This window comes from Streptococcus sp. HMSC076C09, assembly GCF_001837905.1.
GTDB classification, from domain to species: Bacteria; Bacillota; Bacilli; order Lactobacillales; family Streptococcaceae; genus Streptococcus; species Streptococcus parasanguinis_I.
On sequence record NZ_KV834646.1, the window covers coordinates 20,083 to 37,961 of the forward strand.

Sequence of the window (17,879 nt, forward strand, 5' to 3'; positions counted from 1 at the left end):
ACGAGGCTGGGACAAAAGTCCTAGCCTCTCAATTATTTTTGGATTGTCGAGCAAGACGCAGTGGTTGAGTGGGCTCTACTACGCTGATTTCATCAGCTTTTACAGCCCTACTCAACTGTGCGGAGGTGGGACGACGAAATCGAATTCTAACGAATTACCGATTTCTGTCCCACTCTCGTTGATTTTGTACTAGAGTTGTCTATCAGCGTTTAGACCATGTTTTAGGGAGGAAGAGAAGAATCATTGGATAGATTTCAAGCCGTCCGGCAATCATGGCTAAGGAAAGTAACAGTTTTGAAATCGGACTAAAAATGGAGAAGGTTTGACCTGTTCCAATCATAGGTCCGATGTTGTTGAAACAACTAAAGACAGCACTGACAACCGTCATGAAGTTATTATTATCTAGACTGACTACAAAGAGCAAGCCGATCGTGATAAAACTGTATATCGTAAAGTACTTGAGGATCTGATGCTGTGTATCCTTATCCAATACCGTATCATTGACATGCAAGGTTAGAACGCGATTCGGAGACAAGGTCGAAAGAACCTGATTTTTTGCGATTCGCCATAAGGTCAAGCACCGAATGACTTTAAGCCCCCCAGCGGTCGATCCAGCAGAACCACCGATGACCATCAGCATCAAGAGGATGAACTGAGAAAAGAGAGGCCATTTTTCCGTCGTTCCATAACCAAAACCGGTGGTGGTGATGATATTGGAAACTTGGAAGAAAGAAATTTCAAAACTCTTAGCGACATTGGCATAGAGATGAAGGACATTGTAAGCGATCAAGACACTGGACACGAGGACGATGGTGATATAGGTCCGCAATTCCTCATCTTTAAAGAAGGCCTTGAATTTTCGGATCATGAGGAAGTAGTAGAGGTTAAAGTTAACCCCGAAGACTAAAACCCCGATACTGACCAAATAGGTGATTAAACTACTATTGTAGTGGGCAATTCCGTCGTTAAAAACGGTAAAGCCCCCGGTTCCAGCCGTCCCCATGGCGATGACAAAACTATCATAAAGGGGCATGCCGGCAAGGAAATAAAGAACCACAAAAAGGAAGAACAAGCCCAAGTACAAGAAGTAGAGGATTTGAGCTGTATTTTTTAATTTGGAAACGACCTTCCCAAAAACTGGACCAGGAACTTCTGCCTTCATGACTTCAAGGTGGCTGTTCTTGTTATTGTCCATAATCGCAAGGGCAAAGACCAATACTCCCATCCCCCCTATCAAGTGGGTAAAACTACGCCAAAAGAGGAGAGAGTGGCTGAGGACACCCACATCGTCTAAAATCGTTGCCCCTATTGTTGTAAAGCCGGAGCTGACTTCAAAGAAGGCATCGATAATGTTTGGAATTTGGCCCGAAAAGACAAAGGGAAGGGCACCAAAGAAGGACCATAGGATCCAACAAAGTGCTACAATCAGGACTCCTTCCTTAGCATAGATGTGAAAATCCTTTGGTTTGTGAAAACTACCAAGGAGGCCAAACGCAAGTAGGATGGCCATGGTTGCTCCAATAGAGACAAAGATCTTGGCAGGTTCCCGATAGATTGCAGCGACCACTAGGGGAACGATTAGGAGACCTGCCTCGATTAAGAGGAGTTTGGATAAGAGGTAACGAATCATGCTTCTATTCATCAGGCTTACCTCTCAAGTAGATCGTAGATTTTAGTGACATTTTGAATCAAGGTGGTCACGATAATCCGATCCCCGACCATCAAACGGTCATCCCCATTAGGGAAAATAGCCTTGCCGTTTCGAATAATGGCAGCGATCAAAACGCCCTTCTTCAATTTCAATTCAGAGAGGGGATATTGGGTTAGTTTATTGTCTTCCTTAATTTGGAACTGCAAGGTTTCAATCCGGCCGTTTGCGACATGGTGCAAGGCTTCTAGGTTTGAGAACTGTGCATTGTAGCGTCCACGAATAAAGTGCATAATGGTATCTACAGCGATGCGTTTTGGCGTAACGATACTGGTCATATCTTGATCGCCAATGATCTCCAGCAGACTAGTTCGGTTGACCTTGGTAATGTTCTTTTTGACTCCGACAGAATTTAAGAACATGGAGGTGATGATGTTTTCTTCATCGACCCCTGTCAAAGTAGCCACAGCATCGAAGTTATTGGCACTCTCTTCTAAAAGAATGTCTTTAGCAGTTCCGTCTCCATGGACGACATAGAGATCAGGAAATTCCTGGCTAAAGAATTCCGCTCGTTCACGATTGACTTCTAAAACCTTGAGATCGATCTTGCGGCGCACATCTTGAAGAATATTGAGTAGGTAATAGGCAATTTTCCCAGCACCAATGATCATCATGCTCTTAATGACCTGAGGGCGAACATTGTTGTGGAAGAGAACGACCTCGATCCGATTACCTGTTACGAAAATCTTGTCTTGAGGTTGTAAGACAAAGTCTCCGTTTGGAATGGTGAGTTCGTTGCCACGCTCGATTGCGCAAACAATGACATTTCCGTATTTCTTCCGGAATTGGGAGAGGCTCATATTGCAGAGATTGCTATCTGGCTTGATCTTAAATTCCATCAAGGCTACCCGACCATTGGCAAAATGCTCCACAGAAAGGGCATTTGGGAAGTCAATGATATTGGCAATATATCGAGCTGTCAGCAATTCCGGATTGACAACCAGGGAGAAGCCCAAGATATTTTTTTCCTTGAAGTAGGAATTGGAATATTCAGGATTCCGCACCCGAACGATGGTCTCTTTGGCTCCCATTTTTTTAGCCAAAACAGCAGAGACCATATTCACTTCATCGTACTCGGTCATGGAAATGAAGATGTCGCAGTCTTCAACATCCGCTTGCTCCAAGATCTTGAAGTTTGCCCCATTTCCTAAAATTCCAATGATATCAAATCGTTTGGTAATATGGTTAAGAACGGATTCGTCTTTTTCGATCAAAATAACATCGTGGTTTTCAGCAACGAGAGAACGACAAAGGGCCGTTCCGACCTTTCCTCCACCAACAACAATAATTTTCATAGAATACCTCCAGAGTATGCTTCTATCATACTCTATTTTCAAGAAAAATTCATCTTTTTTAAGGATTTTCTGGTGGAATTTTGAGAAGCTAAGAACAAGTAGGAAAAATCGTCAAAAGAGTAGAACGAGGAGGGATTGAAAACTTTGGTAAAGTTTCTTAAAAAAATCTAAAAAAACTATTGACAGGAGCTTCAAAAGTGTTATACTTAGAAAGTACCTTCGTTGATTTACCTCAAACCTGTTGTGAGTTAAGTTAATGAAGCTGTAACCACGCTGTTTGCTGAGCTTGACTCCGGGCAGTGTGGCTATTTTTTTATCAGAAAGAGATCGAGTATGAATATTGAAGAACTGGACTACCAAGAGTCAGCTGCTCAAAACCACATCGTCTTGTTCCAACCTCAGATTCCACAAAATACGGGAAATATTGCACGGACTTGTGCGGCGACCAATTCCCCCTTGCATATCATACGACCCATGGCTTTTCCGATCGATGATCGCAAAATGAAGCGAGCAGGACTCGATTATTGGGACAAGCTGGATGTCCGTTTTTATGATAGCCTAGAAGAGTTTATGGAAGCAGCGAGCGACGGTCAGGTACACCTAGTGTCCAAGTTTGCAAATCAGACCTATTCGGACGTTTCTTATCAGGATGGGAAGTCCCATTATTTCTTGTTTGGACGCGAAGATAAAGGATTGCCGGAAGAATTTATGCGCCAGCACGAAGAGAAGGCCATTCGCATTCCGATGAATGACGAGCATGTCCGTAGTTTAAATGTCTCCAATACCGTCTGCATGATTGTCTATGAGGCTCTCCGCCAGCAGGGCTTTAAGGGGCTGGAGTTGAGCCATCGTTATGAGCACGACAAGCTCAAATAAGAACGAAAAATTAAAACCCGAACGATGTAATCCATGACGTTACAAAAACTTGCCTAGGCAAGTTTTTTTTGTTATCATAAAAGGGTCTTCAGGGCAGGGTGTAATTCCCGACCGGCGGTGACTTTTACTAGGAAATGTTCTTTTCCGTACTCTAAAAGAAGTCCGCGAGCGCAAGCTGATGTGGTGTGACTCCACAACCGACAGTATAGTCTGGATGGGAGAAGACGAGAGACGAATAGACTGACAGCTATTCTGATCTGTTTAGAGTTGATGCATGGGAATAGTACCTTGGAGTCTAAGACTGACTAACGGCATGTTTCGATGGAGACCAGCTAAAGTAACTAGAATAGTTTCTAGTTTAAGCTTTGTTTAAATAGTTTAGAGTAGAATGATGGAGTAGACGTCTTTCCAGCTTCTCTAATTTTTAAAAAATTGGAGGAACCTGTTATGACAAATACACGTAAACTGACCCTAGTGGCTGTTTTATCCGCTTTATCTTTTATTTTGATGTTCTATCAATTTTCTTTCTTGATAGATTTCTTCAAAATTGATTTGAGTATCATCGCCATTTTGTTGGCCTTGGTCCTGTTGGACTTTAAAAGTGCCGTTTGGGTGACCTTGATCCGATCTGTTCTTAAATTAGCCCTTAATAATAAGGGACTTGAAACCTTGATCGGATTACCAATCAATATCATTGGTGTTCTTGTTTTTGTCCTTGCTTTTGCTTGGATTTGGAACAAAGAACGGACCCATGGTCGATTTGTCCTGGCAACGATTGTTGGAACGATCAGCTTGAGTATCACGATGGTGTTGGTGAACTATGTCTATGCAATCCCTTTGTATGCTCGTTTTATGAACTATGATATTTCGAAAACACTAGGGCTTGTCCACTATTTAGCCGCAATGGTTGCACCGTTTAACCTGATCGAAGGGGTGATTTGGGCCATCGCATTTGGGTTGATCTATACCTTATTGCAACCGATTTTGAAAAAATATGAAAAATAAACAACAACATTGGGCGAAGGCAAGCTTCGCCCTTCTCATTTTTGTCATTCTTGGGTATGTGATTCGCTTTTACCCGCAACAATTAACAGGCTTTGATAGCACGATTCAATCTGCTATTCGAGGCGATCTGCCTGCAACACTGACGGTCTTCTTTACCAAGGTAACCCATGTCATGGATACCAAGATCATTGTCATCTGGGTGGGTCTTCTGCTAGCGGTCTTTGCCTATAAGAAATGGTACAGTGAGGCCCTCTTCCTTGGAAGCAATCTGGTATTGACTGGTCTTTTGGTTCTTCTTCTAAAGAATATCTACCAGAGACCGAGACCAAGTATTCTTCATCTAGTAGAGGAAAAAGGCTTTTCTTTCCCGAGTGGTCATTCACTGGCGTCTACCCTTGTTTTGGGAAGTTTGATCATCATCATCGGCCAACATGTAAAACATAAAACAGCCCGCTATTGCCTTCAAGGCTTGCTGGTTCTGGGAATCGTGACCATTGTGGTTTCCCGCGTTTATGTCGGGGTCCACTACCCATCAGACGTTCTCGGCAGTATGATTTTGGGTCTTGCTGTCTTACAGTTTGAGTATCCCTTGTATGATCGCTTGCGATTTCAATGGCGCTTTACAGGGAAGCAAAAATAAGCATCTAACAACTAGGAGTCGAAGTCGCGTTTTGAGTTCGACTCTTTTTTTGCTATAATGAAGGGTATGAAATCCTACAATACCTTGAATGATTATTATCGAACCTTATTTGGAGAAAAGACCTTTAAAGTCCCAATTGATGCAGGCTTTGATTGTCCTAATCGAGACGGAACAGTCGCCCACGGTGGCTGTACTTTTTGTACGGTCTCGGGTTCAGGAGATGCCATTGTGGCCCCAGAAGCTCCAATCCGAGAACAGTTTTACAAAGAGATTGATTTTATGCATCGGAAATGGCCAGATGTGAAGAAGTATCTGGTCTATTTTCAAAATTTCACCAATACCCACGATAAAGTGGAAGTCATTCGAGAGCGGTATGAACAGGCCATCAATGAACCAGGAGTGGTAGGAATCAACATTGGTACGCGTCCGGACTGTTTACCAGATGAGACCTTGGCCTACCTAGCAGAGCTGACAGAGCGCATGCATGTGACGATTGAGTTGGGTCTTCAGACGACTTATGAAGCGACGTCTGAATTGATCAATCGGGCCCATAGTTATGATCTCTATGTTGAAACAGTCAAGCGTATTCGTAAACAGGTGCCCAAGGCAGAGATCGTCTCACATTTGATCAATGGCCTTCCTGGGGAGACGCATGAGATGATGGTGGAAAATGTTCGCCGTTGTGTGACTGATAATGAAATTGATGGCATCAAGTTGCACCTCTTGCATTTGATGACCAATACACGGATGCAACGGGACTATCATGAAGGACGACTTCAACTCATGAGCCAGGAGGAGTATGTCAAGGTCATCTGTGACCAGTTGGAGATCATCCCCAAACACATTGTCATCCACCGGATTACAGGGGACGCACCACGGGATATGTTGATTGGTCCTATGTGGAGTCTCAACAAATGGGAAGTCCTAAACGCTATTGAAACTGAAATGCGTCGGCGTGGAAGTACCCAAGGATGTAAGCTAGAAGAAAAGGAGACTGCCAATGCTTCGACCACTTGAAATGGCCCATCAATTTTTAGCAGAAGTCATCACCAAAGAAGATGTGGTGGTGGATGCGACCATGGGAAATGGACATGATACGGCCTTTTTAGCTCAACTAGCAGGCCAGGTCTATGCCTTTGATATTCAGGAGCAGGCACTTGTAAATACTCAAGAAAGATTGGAGAAGTTGGGTCTTCAACATGTCCAGTTGATTTTGGATGGCCACCAGCATGTGGACCAATATGTGGAGACCCTCAAAGCAGCTATTTTTAATCTGGGTTATCTGCCATCTGCAGATAAATCGGTCATTACTCTTCCAGCTACCACGATTGAAGCGATGGAAAAAATCTGTGCTCGCCTAGAAAAAGGTGGGCGAATGGCTATTATGATTTATTATGGTCATGAAGGAGGAGACATCGAGCGTGATGCTGTGCTGGACTTTGCCAGTCAGCTCCCTCAAAAAGACTATACAGCGACCATCTACCGGACACTGAATCAAGTGAATCAGCCACCGTTTTTGGTCATGATCGAAAAATTAGAAAGCTACCGTCATGGATAAAGAATATTTAAAGAATAAAATTGAAGGATTGAGACATCATTTTGTCGAATCAACCATCCACGAGCGTGCTATAGGTTTTTATGATGAAGCCCATATGACCAAAAAGATGCTCAAAATAAAAAAGAAATTGGTTTCGCTTGAGATGGAACGGTGCCAAAAGAAGATTGAGCACAAGGATGTAACCAAGACAGACCAAAAGATTGCGGAGTTAAAACAGCAATTTGAGACCTGCTGCCAAGAACGCTAAGGAGGGAGTGATATGGAACTACTCCTTTATGCAGTGATCTTTTCGATGATTTTGATCATCTCAAATGCCACGAATAAACTTGTACCAAGCCTTCCTCTACCCTTGATTCAAATTTTACTAGGGATTGGTTGGGCCCTCTTTGTGCCAGAAGAAAATTTTCATCTGGATACCGAGCTTTTTCTGGCCTTGGTCATTGGCCCTCTCTTATTTCGAGAGGCAGAAGAAGCAGATATTACTTCCGTCTTAAAGCACTGGCGGATCATCCTCTATTTGATTTTCCCAGTGATTTTTATCTCAACCATTAGTTTGGGCTGGGCAGCTCACTCCTTGTGGCTGAGCCTTCCATTAGCAGCCTGTATGGCAGTTGGGGCAGCCCTTGGTCCTACCGACTTAGTAGCCTTTGCTTCCCTGTCTGAGCGCTTTAGCTTTCCAAAGCGGGTTTCGAATATCTTAAAAGGCGAAGGATTACTAAATGATGCCTCAGGTCTAGTTGCCTTTCGAGTGGCCTTGGCAGCTCTTGCGACCGGGAGTTTCTCTCTTGGAGAGGCAGGGATTTCCTTAGGAATCTCCATTATTGGAGGATTTGCGGTGGGGATCTTGACGGCCTTTGTGAATCGTTGGCTGCAAACCTTACTCTTGAGTGTTCGCGCCAGTGATATTGCTAGTGAATTGTTATTAGAACTGAGTCTCCCTTTGTTGACCTTCTTCTTAGCAGAAGAACTCCATGTCTCTGGTATCATTGCAGTAGTTGTGTCAGGAATCCTAAAAGCCAGTCGCTTTAAGCACATTACCCTCCTTGAAGCGCGGGTAGATACTGTGAGTCATACTGTCTGGAATACGGTCAACTTTATCTTAAATGGGTCGGTCTTTGTTATCTTAGGAATGGAATTGGAAATGATTTCCAAGCCCATCTTAAGTAGTCCCATTTACAATAATCTGCTTTTAGTTCTTTCGGTCTTTCTGTTGACAGCTTTGCTCTTTTTGATTCGTTTTGTCATGGTTTACCTCTTTTATTGGTTCCGAACGGTTCGACTAAAAAAATCGTTGAGAAATTATCTAAAAGATGCCTTATTGCTGACCTTTTCGGGTGTGAAGGGAACGGTTTCGATTGCGACGATTCTTTTGATTCCAACCAAGATCGAAAAAGAATACCCCATCCTACTCTTTTTAGTGGCAGGAGTTACCCTTGTTAGCTTTATTGCAGGCTTAGTAGTACTTCCAAAATTATCAGAAGACAAGGAAGAAACCAATGACTACCTGATGCAGATCGCGATTTTAAATGATGTCGTCATGGAATTAGAAGCAGACCTAAAGAATAGCAAGCACAAGGGGCCCTTGTATGCGGCGATTGATAACTACCATGGGCGCATAGAAAACTTGATTCTAGGCCAAGAAAACAGGCTCATTCAAAGGGACTGGGAACAGTTGAAGCTCCTGATTTTGAGTATTGAAAGCGACGGCTTGGAACAGGCTTATGAAGAAGGGAAGATTCGAGAGCGGGGCTACCGTGTCTACCAACGCTATCTTCGCAATATGGAGCAACGTGTCAATCGCAATCTTTCGTCTCGCTTAACCTATTACCTCTTGGTGTCTTTCCGTCTTTTGCGTTTATTAGTCCATGAGATCTTAACTTTTGGGTCTGGCTTGCGAAACTGGTGGACCCGAGAAGACAGTAAGTTAGAGGCCATTGATTATGACCAGATTGCGGCCCTTTATTTGGCCAATACAGAAATCATTATCGAAAGTTTGGAAGACCTCAAGGGGATTTATCGGAGCAGTTTGATCTCTTTCCTACAAGAATCTCGTCTGAGAGAAACTGCTATTATTACCAGTGGGGCCTTTGTGGAGCGGGTTATTAATCGCGTAAAACCAAATAATATCGATGAAATGTTGAGAGGCTATTATTTGGAGCGTAAGATTATTTTTGAATATGAAGCGCAACACCTGATTACCGCCAAGCAAGCGCGCCGTATGCGGCAAAATGTCAATGAATTAGAAAGCTACTCCCTAAGAGAAAGTGCCAATACGCTTCCATACGATTTGATCGAGTATGCACGAAATCGTTGAGATAAGAGTAAAAGAGGCTGGGACAAAAGTCCTAGCCTCTCAATTATTTTTGGATTGTCGATCAAGACGCAGTGGTTGAGTGGGCTCTATTACGCTGATTTCATCATCTTTTACAGCCCTACTCAACTGTGAGGAGGTGGGACAACGAAATCGAATTCTAACGAAATATCGATTTCTGTCCCACTCTCTTTTTGCTTTATTCACTTTTTTTCAGTGTGCGATTTCTGGTTTGACAAAGAGTCGCTCGTCACCAAGATCAATAAGGGATACTGGTGCTTCATAAAATTGGCTAAGGACATGGGGAGTTAGGATCTTTTCCTTTGGTCCTTGCTCGACCACTTGGCCATGTTTGAGTAAGAGGACATGGGTCATGTCTGTTGTAATTTCCTCGGCATGGTGGGTGACGTAGATCATGGTAGGCGCGTGATCCAGTTGTTTGATATGATGGATCTGACGGAGGAGCTTTTCTCTGGCAAAGAGATCCAATCCACTAGAAGCTTCGTCAAAAATGATCAGATCAGGCTGGTCCATGAGGCTTCGTGCAATGAGAACGGTCTGCTTTTCTCCCTGAGAGAGCTCCCGGTATTTGTGGCCGATCAAAGAGCTAGCCCCAATTGAAGTTAGCATATCCCGTGCCCAGTTTAGTTCTTCCTCCCCGTATGCAGCATATAAAATACTACTCTTGTATTGACCGGTTAGGACAATTTGTTCTGTCAAAAGATGCTCTGGCAGTCTTTCTGAAATAAAGGAGCTAACGATCCCAATACGCTTCCGTAACTCAGGAATACCTCCTTCTCCAAAGCGGGTTCCAAGGACCGTTACCTGGCCAGAACTTGCCCAGTATTCAGACATGAGAAGTTTGAGGAGGGTCGATTTTCCTGCCCCATTGAGGCCTAAAATGGCCCAACATTCATTTTCTTTCACTTGCCAATTAATCTCTTTTAAAAGGGCTTTTCCATTGCGGATCAAATTGACGTCTTGTAGTTCAATCAAATTATTCATAACTTCATCCTTTTGATTAAAATCTCCTTTATTCTATCATAAAATATGGTAGAATAGAAAACAGGAGGTAAGGAATGTTTCGAAATAGTAAATTGTTATTCTGGACATGTGAGATCTTATTATTGACGGTGATTTTCTATATTTGGAAATCAATGGGGACTTTGATTTCTCCATTTGTATCTGTTCTGAATACCATCCTCTTACCATTTTTAATTGCAGGTTTTTTATATTACATTACCAATCCGATTGTTGAATTGTTGGAAAAACACTTAAAAATCAAGCGTGTGTTTGGGATTTTGATCACCTTAGTACTCTTGTTTGGGATCATTGGCTTAGGGATCTTTTATCTGCTCCCTATCTTGATCAATCAGTTAACCAGTTTGATCAATTCAACTCAAGGACTTTACTGGGAAGTTCAAAGTTTGGTTCGAAAACTCTCGACCAATCCTTTGTTCCAGAATGTGAATATCCAGTCGACGATTCAGCAGTTGAATCTCTCTTATATGGATATCCTACAAAATCTCTTGAATAGTGTGACCAACAGTTTAGGAAGTGTGGTTAATACCATTGTTAATACGGTCTTTATCTTGATCATGACCCCTGTCTTCTTGGTTTATTTCTTGGTCGATGGGAAGAAGTTATTACCGATGTTGGAGCGGACCATTTTACGCAATGACAAACTCCACATTTCAAGCCTCTTGATTAGTTTGAATGAAACGGTCTCTCGCTATATTAGTGGGATTTCTATCGATGCCTTTATCATTGGAACCCTAGCCTACATTGGCTATAGTTTTATTGGATTGAAGTATGCTTTGGTCTTTGCCATTTTTTCTGGATTGGCCAATCTCATTCCATATGTAGGACCAACCATCGGGTTGATTCCGATGATCATCACCTATGCCTTCACAGATATGGATATGATGATCAAAGCAGTCATTTACATGTTGATTATCCAGCAGATCGATGGGAATATTCTTTATCCGCGTATCGTTGGAGGCGTGATGAAGGTTCACCCGATTACCATTATGGTTCTCTTATTGCTCTCAAGTAATATTTACGGCATTATCGGGATGGTCGTTGCGATTCCAGTCTATTCGATTGGAAAAGAAATTGTAAAATTCTTGGTAAATCTTTATGATAACCACCGTGCTGCTAAGGAGCAGAAGAAAAAAGAAGAATTTGGTATCATTAATAAATCATAGACTCTAGCGCCTATATGGGCCTTGGAGTCTTTTTTGTACAGTTTTTTGAAAAAATGCTGGAAAAAAGTCAACAAGTGCTATGAAATGTGTTAAAATATAAGTGATTTTGAAAGAAAATATGAAAAGGTAGGAAAAGATGAGACTGCTCTTATCGAAAAAACAAAGACGCCAATTGCAATTATTGGAAATCTTGATTAAGGAAAAAAGATGGTTCCACTTGAAAGAGTTGGCCAAGCGTTTGGATTGTACAGAACGTTCGTTAAAAGAAGATTTGTCTAATCTTCGTAGTACATTTGATGACTTTTTAATTGAATCATCTACCAATGGGATCAAGATCAGTTATGAGGATTCGGTTGGGCTTGAGGTGATTTACCATCACTTTTTTAAAGAATCACAAGCCTTTGCTTTGATTGAATATCTCTTTTTCAACAAGGATGTTTCCAATGAATATATTTGCAGAAAGTTTGATTTGAGTTACCAATCTTTCTACCGCTTGATTCGGACGATTAATCAGAAGCTTCAAACCAAATACAATGTAAAGATTGATTTGAAACCCTTGAACCTTGTCGGAGATGAGATTGACGTTCGTTTCTTTTATGCCCAATATTTTGCAGAGCGTTATTACTATATGGAGTGGCCTTTCCCAGAATTTAAGGAAGAGGCTGTGACCGATTTGATCACCTTCTTCTTCAAGCTCTATGGCTATCCATTGACCTTCTCTGTACTCAGGTCTTATAAAGTTCTCTTGACAGTCTACTTGTCACGGATTAAGCAAGGCTATTTTATTGACATGCCAACGAACTATGATGTGTATAAGGACCAGTATCAAGGGGTGACCAATGTCGAGGAGATGTTGCGCTACTTTAGCTTGCAGTTGGGTGTCGAGTTGAATGAAAGAGTGCTGGAGCAATTCTTTATCATCTTCATTCAAGAGAATTTCTATTTCAGTCCAGAAAGCTTGATCGAAGCTGCAGAAACAGATCCTTATGCCAAAGAATCAACGACGCTCATCAGAGATATGTTCAAGGATCTATGCTATACCTATGATTTAGACATTGAAAATCTTGATGAGATGTTGATGCATGTCCATAACACGTCTCATCTCGATCGGAAGGAATTATTCTCTGAGTTTCTCTTATTTGATACCAAGACCAATACCAACGAAGATTTCATGAGCATCTTCCCAGCCTTCTATGATGATTTGAAGGAGCATATCATCACTTATATGAAGACCATGAAGCATGATCTAAATGATGAGATCATCAAGCACATGATCTACACGGTTTACACTCACTGGGAACGTCTCTTGCCGCAGTTATTGCGCCGTCGGAAGTCCATCAAGGTCTTGATTATCAGTCGTTTTGACGATCACCATGCCAAATCCATGATCGATTTTCTAGATTTCTACTGTACGGATAACTTTGAATTTACGCAGATGATCAAGTACAATCTGACAGTGGATGATATCGAAGCTTCTGATGCCGACGTAGTGGTGGCCAACTTTATGATGCCTGAATTAAAGAAAAAACCATTTATTTGTACAAGTAGTCTCTCATCGCTTGAGCTGGTTGAAAAACTCAATGCCTTCTTTTATGATTTTACCAGTGCAGAACACTAAAATCAGGACTTGTTCCTGATTTTTTGATGGTAAAAAAAGAAAATTTTATAGAAGAATGCAGGCTCTCCTATTTTGTGGTATAATATACAATATTATATACTGGAGGAAATTATCCATGGAAGACCCTGGCAGTCAGGAAATTTTACTGGAAGTTATTTTATTGATTGTTTTGACATTATTGAACGCCTTTTTCTCGGCGACTGAAATGTCAATGGTATCGTTGAATCGCTCTCGTGTAGAGCAAAAGGCTGAAGAAGGAGATAAAAAATACATTCGTCTTCTTAGAGTTTTGGAGCAACCCAACCATTTTTTATCCACTATTCAGGTGGGGATCACCTTGATTACCATCTTATCTGGGGCGAGTATCGCAGATAGTCTTGGGCATGTCATTGCTGGATGGATGGGCAATACTAAAACAGCTCTTGCGGCTGGAAGCTTTTTATCTCTAGCATTTTTGACTTATATTTCGATCGTGTTTGGCGAACTCTATCCGAAACGAATCGCTATGAACCTGAAAGATGAGTTGGCTGTTCGAACAGCTCCGATTATCATTCTATTAGGAAAAATTGTCAGCCCCTTTGTTTGGTTACTTTCAGCGTCGACCAACCTTTTGAGCCGTATCACGCCAATGGAATTCGATGATCCGGATGAAAAGATGACGCGGGATGAAATCGAGTATATGCTGACCAATAGTGAAGCAACACTAGATGCGGACGAGATTGAGATGCTCCAAGGGATCTTTTCATTAGATGAAATGGTAGCGCGTGAAGTCATGGTGCCACGGACGGATGCCTTCATGGTTGATATCAATGATGATACCAAAGAAATCATTGAAAGTATCCTTAAGCAAAACTTTTCACGGATTCCTGTCTATGATGATGACAAGGACAATGTCATCGGTCTCATCCATACCAAACGTCTCTTGAACGAAGGATTTATCAATGGCTTTGATAATATTGTCTTAAGAAAGATTTTACAAGAACCTTTGTTTGTTCCAGAGACTATTTTTGTGGATGATCTTTTGAAGGAATTGCGCAATACCCAAAATCAAATGGCTATTCTGCTTGATGAATATGGTGGGATGTCTGGTTTGGTTACTCTTGAAGACCTCTTGGAAGAAATCGTCGGTGAAATTGACGATGAGACTGACAAAGCAGAAATTGATGTCTTTGAAATTGCGGACAATACCTATGTCGTACAAGGAGCCATGTCACTAAATGACTTTAACGAATATTTTGATGTTGAGTTGCAAAGTGATGATGTGGATACCATTGCAGGGTATTATCTGACAGAGGTTGGGCGAATTCCAACCTTGAAAGAGCGACTCAGCTGTGAAGTCGATAGTCAAAAGAAACACCTCATTTTGACAAATGACAAAGTAAAAAATGGTCGTGTGACCAAGGTGAAAGTTGAAATTTCTGAAATCGTCGAGGAAGATGAAGAAACAAAATCAAAAGAAGATTAAAAAATAGAGGCTTGGACGTGTTCCAGCCTCTGTTTTTTTCTTGTCAGGAACAGTTGAATTTTCAAAAAATTTCAAAAATTTCTGAAATAGTCTTGACAGCCAAAAAAAATTAAGGTAAGATAATACCCATAAAAAAAGAAAGCAGAAAATAAACATGAAGCAACAAGCCATTTCAACTCAAAAATTTTACTTTAGCTACTTTAGATAGTGTTTGTAGACATGATCTCATGGATGCAAACAACCCAAGCAATTTGTTTGTATCTATGTGGCTAAGATTTTTGATGATGGTCCATAGAGCTAGTATCTAAATGGACCGAGGTTTTGTAACTTGTTGGAGAATTTCAAGCATCCGTTTAGAGTATCATCTAAGCGGATTTTTTGTTTATTTTGCAGAAAAGGAGTCAATAAATGAAAGTAGTGAAAAAATTGCTAGCACCTGTCCTGGTTGTAGGACTTCTGTTAACATCATTGGTGACCTTACACAATCTAAAGGATACTAAAAAAGACAATGTCTTTCGAATTGGGATTTCCCAGTACATCACCCATAAGTCGCTCGATGCGACACGAAAAGGCTTTATCGAGGAGTTGAAAAAAGAAGGCTATGTAGATGGGAAAAATATTCAGATCGATTTCCAAAATGCTCAAGGGGAGCAACGAAATCTGAAAAATATTTCTAAACAATTGGCAGAAGAAAGTGATCTAGTTTTTGCGATTGCAACCCCTTCTGCACAAAGTTTGGCTAATACCACTAAATCAACACCTATTGTCTTCTCAGCTGTCACAGATCCTTTGGTAGCGAAATTGGTGAAAAACTTGAAAGAACCAGGTGGCAATATCACAGGGACAAGTGACCAGTCAGAAGATGCGATCGCTACACAGGTAGACATGATTAAGCAAGTGCTTCCAACGGCGAAAACAGTTGGGATTCTCTATACGCAAAGTGAGCCTAACTCCGTCGTCCAAAAAGACAATGCGAAGAAGATCCTAGAAGCTAAGGGCTATCAAGTGGTTGAAAAAACAATTCTTGATAGTAACAATGTGAAAGCTGCAGCAGACAGTATCATGTCAGAGGCAGATATCGTCTTTGTTCCGACGGACAATATTATCTCTTCTACAATGGACACTGTAAAACAGGTTTCTATCAGCCATAAGGTGCCAGTTTTTGGTGGGTCTGCTGAGATGGTGGCTACTGGTGGTTTGTACAACTTTGGTACTGATTATGAGGAATTGGGAAGACAAGCTGCTCGGATGGCTGTTCGCATCATGAAGGGTGAGAAACCTGGAAAAGTCGCAGTTGAAACACCTGAAAAATTAGAATTGCATACCAATAAAGAGATGGCTAAAGAGCTTGGAATTGATATTAGCTCGTTGAAGGTAGAAAAATAGGAGGTTTGAGATGAATTTTGTTTTATCAAGTTTATCAGAAGGTTTATTGTGGTCGATCATGGCGATCGGTGTTTACTTAACATTTCGAATTTTAGATATTGCTGATATGACGGCAGAAGGAGCCTTTCCACTTGGGGCAGCAGTTGTAGCATCCCAAATTCAAGCCGGAAGAAATCCTTGGCTTGCAACCTTTTTAGGCTTCCTAGCCGGAATGATCGCAGGATTGGTCTCTGGAATTCTCCATACAAAAATGAAAATTCCAGCCCTCTTGACAGGGATTGTCACTTTGACCGGTCTCTACTCTATCAATATCAAAATCATGGGAGGGGTTCCTAACCTTTCTATCGGAGATTCTAGTACCATTTTCAAGAGTGTGATGAAATTAGGTCTTTCTAATGAAGAAGCTGTCTTTTTGATTAGCATTTCTTGCTTGATCATCGTCTGTATCTTATTGACCCTCTTAATGAAGACGCAACTTGGCTTGGTTTTGCGCTCGACTGGTGATAACATTCCAATGAGTGAGGCCAACGGGGTCAATGTAGATAACATGAAGATGTTGGGCTACATGATTTCAAATGGATTGATTGCCCTGTGTGGAGCCATGTTTGCACAAAATGATGGTTTCTCAGATGTGACTTCTGGGACAGGGACGATCGTAGTCGGCTTGAGTGCTGTGATTATCGCTGAAGTTTTGATCCACGAATTGACCATTGGTTGGCGCTTGCTTTCAATCGGGGTTGGAGCCATTGTTTACCGTTTGATTATCTTAAATATTTACGAGATCCCAAATCTCGATCAAAATATGGTCCGTCTCTTCAATGCGATCTTGCTTGCGATTGTCTTGTTCGCTCCTGAGGCGCAAAAACGTCTTCGTGTTCGTGGATTGAAGTTAGGAAATAAGTAGGAGAAAAGTATGGCAACATTATTATCAATTGAAGGCATTCATAAGACATTTGAAGCAGGAACGGTTAATGAAAACCATGTCTTAAAAGGCTTGGATCTCCAAGTGGAAGAAGGAGATTTCATTTCGGTTATCGGTGGAAATGGAGCTGGGAAATCAACCTTGATGAACATCTTGGCAGGAAATCTAGTCGTGGATGAAGGGGATATCTTGCTAGAAGGTAACTCCATTAAAAATACGAGTGTTCGGAAGCGTGCTAAGGATATTGCGCGTGTCTTCCAAGATCCTAAAATGGGGACGGCTTCTCGTTTGACCATTGAAGAAAATATGGCCATTGCCCAACGTCGTGGAAAATCTCGTGGTTTGAGCTGGGGCGTTCGGGAGAAGGATCGCGAATTATTTCGTGAAGCCTTGAAGGAACTGAATATTGGTTTAGAGAACCGTCTCAAAGTCGATACTCAATATCTATCTGGTGGGCAACGTCAAGCTTTGACTTTGGTCATGGCAGCCTTGGTTAAACCCAAACTCTTGCTTCTGGATGAACATACCGCAGCGCTTGATCCCAAGACCAGTGAAATGGTCATGGAATTGACACAAAAGATCGTGGAAAGCCATGATTTGACAACCTTGATGATTACGCATGATATGAACCATGCTATCGAATACGGCAACCGCTTGATCATGCTCTACCAAGGCAAGATCGTTGTCGACGTCAAAGGAGAAGAAAAGAAAAACCTAACGGTTGAAGATTTGATGCGCCTCTTCCAACAAAACAGTGGTGAAACTTTGGTGAGTGATGAATTGGTCTTAGGATAAAATAAAAGGATGGGAACTCCATCCTTTCAAATGATGACAAAGTCATCTTAGAAACTTTTCTTAGGTGAGTACGGACGTCAGCGAACTTCGAAG

General features: G+C 41.7%; 16 protein-coding genes and 1 riboswitch. Of the genes, 13 read left to right on the forward strand and 3 right to left on the reverse strand.

Going from position 1 to position 17,879, the window contains the following annotated elements; all coding sequences use genetic code 11:
- Positions 1-202: 202 nt before the first annotated feature.
- Together HMPREF2704_RS05750 and trkA are read right to left on the reverse strand one after the other, a co-directional pair.
- Positions 203-1,642 (reverse strand): TrkH family potassium uptake protein, encoded by a 1,440-nt coding sequence (locus HMPREF2704_RS05750; protein WP_070845950.1) that lies wholly within the window; start codon positions 1,640-1,642, stop codon positions 203-205.
- Between the two features lie 5 nt (positions 1,643-1,647).
- Positions 1,648-3,003 (reverse strand): Trk system potassium transporter TrkA, encoded by a 1,356-nt coding sequence (gene trkA, locus HMPREF2704_RS05755; RefSeq protein ID WP_061591405.1) that lies wholly within the window; start codon positions 3,001-3,003, stop codon positions 1,648-1,650.
- Positions 3,004-3,336: 333 nt separating this feature from the next.
- Here trkA and HMPREF2704_RS05760 point away from each other — a divergent pair, with 333 nt between their 5' ends.
- From HMPREF2704_RS05760 to HMPREF2704_RS05790, 7 genes are all read left to right on the forward strand, one after another.
- Positions 3,337-3,879 carry a tRNA (cytidine(34)-2'-O)-methyltransferase gene (locus HMPREF2704_RS05760; RefSeq protein WP_024055209.1) on the forward strand — a complete coding sequence of 181 codons (543 nt, stop codon included), beginning with the start codon at positions 3,337-3,339 and terminating at the stop codon, positions 3,877-3,879.
- A gap of 80 nt (positions 3,880-3,959) precedes the next feature.
- Positions 3,960-4,109, forward strand: a riboswitch (FMN riboswitch).
- 202 nt (positions 4,110-4,311) lie between these two features.
- On the forward strand, positions 4,312-4,884 hold the full coding sequence (locus HMPREF2704_RS05765; RefSeq protein WP_324252899.1) for an ECF transporter S component: 573 nt from the start codon (positions 4,312-4,314) through the stop codon (positions 4,882-4,884).
- Positions 4,874-5,524 (forward strand): phosphatase PAP2 family protein, encoded by a 651-nt coding sequence (locus HMPREF2704_RS05770; RefSeq protein ID WP_024055345.1) that lies wholly within the window; start codon positions 4,874-4,876, stop codon positions 5,522-5,524. The genes HMPREF2704_RS05765 and HMPREF2704_RS05770 overlap by 11 nt, the downstream gene beginning before the upstream one ends.
- Before the next feature lie 57 nt (positions 5,525-5,581).
- Entirely contained in the window at positions 5,582-6,541 is a 960-nt protein-coding gene (locus HMPREF2704_RS05775; RefSeq protein ID WP_024055344.1) for a tRNA modification radical SAM protein MnmL/YtqA, read from the forward strand.
- On the forward strand, positions 6,525-7,082 hold the full coding sequence (locus HMPREF2704_RS05780; RefSeq protein WP_070845952.1) for a tRNA 5-(aminomethyl)-2-thiouridylate-methyltransferase MnmM: 558 nt from the start codon (positions 6,525-6,527) through the stop codon (positions 7,080-7,082). Before HMPREF2704_RS05775 ends, HMPREF2704_RS05780 begins: the two co-directional genes overlap by 17 nt.
- On the forward strand, positions 7,075-7,329 hold the full coding sequence (locus HMPREF2704_RS05785) for a hypothetical protein (RefSeq protein WP_023918874.1): 255 nt from the start codon (positions 7,075-7,077) through the stop codon (positions 7,327-7,329). The genes HMPREF2704_RS05780 and HMPREF2704_RS05785 overlap by 8 nt, the downstream gene beginning before the upstream one ends.
- A gap of 12 nt (positions 7,330-7,341) precedes the next feature.
- On the forward strand, positions 7,342-9,396 hold the full coding sequence (locus HMPREF2704_RS05790; RefSeq protein WP_024055342.1) for a cation:proton antiporter: 2,055 nt from the start codon (positions 7,342-7,344) through the stop codon (positions 9,394-9,396).
- A gap of 210 nt (positions 9,397-9,606) precedes the next feature.
- On the opposite strand, the gene HMPREF2704_RS05795 is transcribed toward HMPREF2704_RS05790, so the two are convergent.
- Positions 9,607-10,398, reverse strand: a complete 792-nt coding sequence (locus tag HMPREF2704_RS05795) for an ABC transporter ATP-binding protein (protein ID WP_070845954.1) — start codon at positions 10,396-10,398, stop codon at positions 9,607-9,609.
- 74 nt (positions 10,399-10,472) lie between these two features.
- On the opposite strand from HMPREF2704_RS05795, the gene HMPREF2704_RS05800 reads away from it, so the two are divergent.
- The 6 genes from HMPREF2704_RS05800 (at position 10,473) to HMPREF2704_RS05825 (ending at position 17,786) form a co-directional block, all read left to right on the forward strand.
- Positions 10,473-11,600, forward strand: coding sequence for an AI-2E family transporter (locus HMPREF2704_RS05800; RefSeq protein WP_003008322.1), 1,128 nt, complete (start codon positions 10,473-10,475; stop codon positions 11,598-11,600).
- Positions 11,601-11,736: 136 nt separating this feature from the next.
- Positions 11,737-13,218, forward strand: coding sequence for an AcpB/EbpR/MafR family transcriptional regulator (locus tag HMPREF2704_RS05805; protein ID WP_061591395.1), 1,482 nt, complete (start codon positions 11,737-11,739; stop codon positions 13,216-13,218).
- A gap of 115 nt (positions 13,219-13,333) precedes the next feature.
- Positions 13,334-14,683: a hemolysin family protein gene (locus HMPREF2704_RS05810; RefSeq protein ID WP_070845956.1), complete on the forward strand. Its 1,350-nt coding sequence runs from the start codon at positions 13,334-13,336 to the stop codon at positions 14,681-14,683.
- Positions 14,684-15,091: 408 nt separating this feature from the next.
- Positions 15,092-16,069, forward strand: a complete 978-nt coding sequence (locus tag HMPREF2704_RS05815) for an ABC transporter substrate-binding protein (RefSeq protein ID WP_023918863.1) — start codon at positions 15,092-15,094, stop codon at positions 16,067-16,069.
- A gap of 10 nt (positions 16,070-16,079) precedes the next feature.
- A complete protein-coding gene (locus tag HMPREF2704_RS05820) occupies positions 16,080-16,973 on the forward strand; it encodes an ABC transporter permease (RefSeq protein ID WP_013903975.1) in 894 nt (297 codons plus the stop codon).
- 9 nt (positions 16,974-16,982) lie between these two features.
- Positions 16,983-17,786 carry an ABC transporter ATP-binding protein gene (locus tag HMPREF2704_RS05825; RefSeq protein WP_003005034.1) on the forward strand — a complete coding sequence of 268 codons (804 nt, stop codon included), beginning with the start codon at positions 16,983-16,985 and terminating at the stop codon, positions 17,784-17,786.
- Positions 17,787-17,879: the final 93 nt, after the last annotated feature.